This window comes from Halobacillus seohaensis, from assembly GCF_042663045.1.
In the GTDB taxonomy this organism is placed as follows: domain Bacteria; phylum Bacillota; class Bacilli; order Bacillales; family Halobacillaceae; genus Halobacillus_A; species Halobacillus_A seohaensis.
In genome coordinates this window covers 1-5,533 of sequence record NZ_JBHSZV010000065.1, presented here as the reverse complement: position 1 = coordinate 5,533, position 5,533 = coordinate 1, and the positions used below count along the sequence as shown (strand labels likewise).

Annotated in this window: 3 protein-coding genes; all 3 read right to left on the bottom strand. The window is 37.4% G+C overall.

Features of this window, described 5'->3' with window-relative positions; all coding sequences use genetic code 11:
- Positions 1-207: 207 nt before the first annotated feature.
- From ACFQIC_RS20465 to ACFQIC_RS20455, 3 genes are read right to left on the bottom strand one after another with little or no spacing between them, the layout of a single operon-like run.
- Positions 208-2,706 (bottom strand): EAL domain-containing protein, encoded by a 2,499-nt coding sequence (locus ACFQIC_RS20465; protein ID WP_390217814.1) that lies wholly within the window; start codon positions 2,704-2,706, stop codon positions 208-210.
- A 17-nt stretch (positions 2,707-2,723) separates the two neighbouring features.
- Complete coding sequence (locus tag ACFQIC_RS20460; protein ID WP_204712347.1) at positions 2,724-3,191, bottom strand: response regulator; 468 nt, start codon at positions 3,189-3,191, stop codon at positions 2,724-2,726.
- The gene (locus ACFQIC_RS20455; protein ID WP_390217812.1) at positions 3,191-4,678 is read right to left on the bottom strand and encodes a sensor histidine kinase; all 1,488 of its coding nucleotides are present in this window, start codon (positions 4,676-4,678) and stop codon (positions 3,191-3,193) included. The genes ACFQIC_RS20460 and ACFQIC_RS20455 overlap by 1 nt, the downstream gene beginning before the upstream one ends.
- Positions 4,679-5,533: the final 855 nt, after the last annotated feature.

The following is a 5,533-nucleotide window of genomic DNA, read 5'->3' as shown; positions in this document are numbered from 1 at the left end:
AAAACTTAATGTTTAACATAGGAGAACCTTCCTTGATTTACACAGACTTCTTGACACTACCGCGAAGCTCGAGGAGGCTTGGCGTCTGCCCGCGGAAAGCGAGCTGTTTTCCCTGCACTCCCAATCCCCATACGGCAAACGGACCTTTTTGTTATTTATGATGCTAAACATAGTGTGTTATTTTAGACTTTCTCCACGGTATCGGAACTACTTAAACTCGAACCACTGTTTTTTACTTTTTAGAAATTCGCCGAACGCTTGAGCGTCACAAGGAACGCCAAAAAGATAGCCCTGGGCTGAGTTGCATTGTTCCGCTTTTAAAAAGCGGAGTTGCCCCTCTGTTTCCACCCCTTCGGCAATAACATTCATTTGTAAGCTTTGACCAAGTGAAATGATAGCCCGAACAATAGCTTCATTCGTATCATCATTTTCATCAATACATTTTAAGAATGATTGATCTATTTTTAGTATATCAACAGGGGAATTTTTCAAGTAACTAAGCGAGGAAAATCCCGTACCAAAGTCATCAATAGATATAGTAATCCCCATTTTCTTTAATTGTTGAAGTTTCTCAGCAGTATCCTCTAAATCACGCATGATAATGCTTTCTGTTAATTCAAGTTCTAACCACTTCGGTTCAAGGCCAGAATCGTTTAACGTCTGTCTTACCTGTTCGACAATGTCCTCCTGCAGAAATTGACGTGCAGATATGTTAACACTAATACGTAAAGGAGCGAAGCCTTTATCTTGCCAGGCTTTATTCTGTTTACAAGCGGTGTCCAGCACCCATTTTCCAATTGAAACAATCAGACCCGTTTCTTCTGCTAAAGGTATAAAAGATGACGGTGGGATTAACCCGTTTTCATAAGATGGCATACGAATAAGAGCTTCCACCCCATAGGTGGCACCTGTCTCGAGATTAATTTTCGGTTGATAATGTAAAATAAATTCATCGTTTGCTAAACATTTTCTAATAGATGTTTCAATGTTAACTTTTTCAATGACCATATCATCCATGGACGAGGTGAACCATTGATACCTATTACGTCCCTGTTCTTTAGAACTATACATTGCGATATCTGCATTTTTTATTAGAGTGTTACTATTTGCTCCACCTTCAGGGAATGTGCTTATCCCTATGCTCAGACTCAGATCAAAGATTCGTTCTTCCACATGAAAAGGATGAAACATGGCATCTTGTAAATGACGACAAATCGTATTCACATCTCCTGTGGAAGTGATGCTTGGTATTAGCAAGATAAATTCATCTCCACCCAAACGAGCTAAAGTATCACTTTTTCGGATATGGTGATTCAAACGCGAGGCAAGGTCTTGCAAGATGATGTCGCCAGCGTAATGACCTAGAGAATCATTTACAATTTTAAAACGATCTAGATCAATCATTATGACAGCTAACCCTTGCCCGTCTCGTATTCTTTCATTAAGGGCTTGATTCAACCGATCGAGAAACAAGCGTCGATTGGGCAATTCTGTAAGCGAGTCGTAATAAGCCATAGTTTCAATTTCTTCTTCTGCTCGTTTTCTGTCTGATATATCTTTTTGAAGACCAATATAATGCATCAGGTCACCACTGGAATTATAAATAGGTGTTAATTGCAATTCATTCCAAAATGGGGATCCATCTTTTCGATAATTTAAGATCTCAGTGGATATAGGCTCGGAATTTGTAATAGCTTCTCTTATATCTCTCACAGATAAAGGATCAGTCCCTTCACCTTGAAGCATTCTGCAATTTTGACCTATGAGTTCTTCAGAAGAATAGCCAGTCAATTCATAGAAGTGAGAATTGGCATATACAATAGGATTATCTTTTTGGTTAGGATCGGTAATCACCATTCCGATAGTTAACTTTTCAACAGCACTTGATAGTAATTCAATTTCTTGTAAGCTTTGTTGTAGGGATTCCTCAGTTAATCTACGTTCTGTCACATCTCGAATAATAGCCAATGTTGCTGATTGTCCATTAAAGCTAATAGGCGTAGCTTTCACTTCTATATCACGTACTTGTTCATCCTGACGATGAAAGGACTCTTGAATAAAAGAAGACTCTGTCTCCATATTATCATTTTCCATTTTTTCTAATAATCCCTTAAAATCCTCCTTATATCTTAGATCGATAAAATCTAACATACTTCTCCCTGTTAATTTTTCAGTTGTTTCACCGAAAAGAACCGCTCCCTGATGGTTAGAATAAAGAATATTCGTATCATGAAAAACGAGAATGGCATCTGGCGAAAGTTCGATTAATTCCCGATATTGCTTTTCACCTTCTTTTACCTCTTCAAGTGATGCCGTTAATTTACTCCTAGTTTCCAATTGGTCGACAACTTTATTTACTGTTCTAGGTAAAAGTTCAAGTAAGTTGGAATCTTTGATTATATAATCAAAGGCACCCAACTTCATCATCTCTAATACTACCTGGAGATCTGTATTGGCTGTCATCATAATAAACGGGATATCTATTTGTTTAGACATAAGAGTCTCTATTAATTCATTTCCTTTCATATCGGCAAGGGAATAGTCCAAGACGAGAATACAGTCTTGATATTGCTCAGTATATTCTATCGTTTCCAACCCACTCGTTGTACCTTTGACCGTATAACCTGTATCTCTTAGGTTCTTCTGAATAAGTTTATTTAATCCAAGGTCATCCTCTGCGACGATTACATGATTCGTATGTGCCATATGGGAGGAAGAACTTATCAATCTTCCACCTCCTGTTCTTCATCCATGGGAGGAACTTTTACAATTTTTATATAAATACCAAGTTGTTGGATGACATGTATAAAATCATTATAATTAATAGGTTTGACAACATAACTATTGCAACCTATTTCGTGACATTTATTTATTTCAGTAGGATCATCGGTGGTAGTGAGCATAATGACAGGCATTTTGCGTAGCACTTCATCATTTTTGACTTGACGGAGGACTTCCATGCCATCAACCTTGGGTATTCGCATGTCTAACAGCAGTAAGTATGAAAAACCAGACTGCATTTGATCTCCTTTACCTTTTTTAAATAGAAAATCCAATACTTCTTCACCATTTTTAAAACGCATGGTTTCATTGGAAATCCCGCCACGTTTCAAATTCTTTTTAATAAGTGCAGCATGTCCATCATCATCTTCAGCAATAATCACGACAACGTTGTTAATATTTTCATCCATCATTGTTCATCCTTTCCTGTCTTACCCTGTGCTACTTTTGGTAATGAAAAATAAAACTTACTGTACATATCAAGTTCAGATTCTACCCAAATTTCTCCTGCGTGGCGTTCCAAGATTTTGCGCATGATTGTTAATCCTAACCCTTCACCATCTACGTAAGGATCTATCTTTTCAAATAAATTAAAAATTTGTTGCTGATATTGTTCTGATATCCCAATCCCGTTATCTTCCACACAATAAATGGCTTGCTCATTCTCCACATAACCATACACTTTGACGATTCCAGCGCGATCAGGATGTAGAAATTTAAGGGCATTGCCGATCAAATTGGATATCACCTGATCAATAAGACCCGCATCTCCCATTGCTTGGGGAAGGTCGCCGACTTCTAAACGAATATTGCTTTCATTTGCTTGAAATTCATAGTTTTTTACGACTTCTGATATCATTTGATTCATATCTAACGGTTGAATATCCGGTCTTTGTCTTCCGATCCTTGAAAGTCTTAATAAAGCATTAAGCAGTGCGTCCATTTTATCGGTACTAGCGACGATATAATAGAAGGCCTCTGGAATGTCTTCTTCTATTAAAGGAGCTACTTGTTTTCTGATGTCATCAATATCCTGATCACTTTGCAGCGCAGAGTCAATTTCCTTAAAGCTAGCTTGAAGCTCTTTATTAAAACCTTGAATATTAATTAACGGAGACCGCAGATCATGAGAAGCAATGTATACAAGTTGTTCTAAATCAGTATTTTTTTCTGATAGTTCTTTATTCAATTGCTGTTCGGCTACTTCGGATCTTCTAATTTTACTAATCATTCTTCTAAATGCCTCTGATAAAGCGCCTAACTCATCATGACGATTCAAAGCTTTAACCGAAACATTACGTTCGCCAGCACTTAGTTGATTGGCTGCCTGTGACAACTCTCTTAACGGAGAGCCAATACGTCGTGATATAATTCGTACGATAATAAATACCGTAAATAATATAACGATAATATAAGTGAAAACAGCGATGTCAATTAGATGCCTATTACGATCAAAAGCGTCAATTGTCTGACTCATTTGATCATCCAAATTCGATTCATACTTATCAGATTCGTTATTAATCTGGTTAATTTCATCGTTAAAATTAGTATTATTAAATAGAGAGGAAATTTTTTCGGTTTGATTATCTTGTACATATGAAGTTGTTAAAGGTAGTATATCCTTGAAGTAATAACGTTGGAAGGATTCAGTGGCTTCTATATATGTTTCATCAGCTTCACTAGTACTCATTTCTTTCAAATCTTGAAGGTCTTCGTAAATGGTTTGCTCATATTGTTGTTGGAAATCCAAATAAGACATATTTTCTGAATTAACAAAACGACTATAATCAAAAACAGCTTCATGAACTGTGTCATCAATACTTTCAACATAGGTGTACTTTTCTTCAATACCTTCTTGTTTCTCAGAATAATTCGAAAAAATATTATTTTGAATCACAAAAAGGATGATACTACAGCTTAGAATAAAAACTGATAATAATACCACCCAGATTAATAATTGTTTAGATAAGCTATTATGTAACATATTACCCCCGCGTGAGTTGTAAACATATGAGTTTATATTTGAATAGGTGCTCTTCTGTATGATACAGATGAGACTTTAGTTTTAATAAAAAACAAATCCAATGACCTATTCACACATTGATTGGAGTTACACTTCTATTATAAATTGCTTAATATGAAAAGTAAACGAAGTTCCGAAGATTCTGTCGGATTGTGTAGATAAGTTTGTAAGGGTCGGGTGATGTCATTCTTGTTTTGAAACTGGCTACCTAAAACCGATTTCCTTTACCTTGTGTAGAGCTGGGAGCGTCAGCTGGATGTGGTGTTCTGGATGAGAAGTGGGGTCAGGGCCTTCTGCGATACTAGTGATCGATGGTTGTTGAGGATGAGAGACCTGACCCCAGATGACGTTCTTGCGATAGTGGTGTGACCGCCTTGAAAGAGTTGACACAGTTTTTGCTTATTAAATGCAACACTTTTTCCCAGTTATGGACTTCCCTTTTATTTGTAAGAGTGTGTATGATCGTCTTAACAATCATACACACTCTTATCGATATGATGCTCACGAAAAATGTATATATACTAATAGTTATGCACATTGACGAAGTTGTGCTTGTTGCGCTAACTTAGCAGTATTGTTGAAGACTCGATTCTGAGATGATTGTGTGGAGAAAGGGGCTGTGGGGAAGGAGTCGCTTTCCGTGGGCGTGCGCTGAGCCTCCTCAGGCTGGCGCCTTCCGGGGTCTCATCTAACCCGCGTATCCCAGTCGAGTAAGCGGGAGCCCTTCAC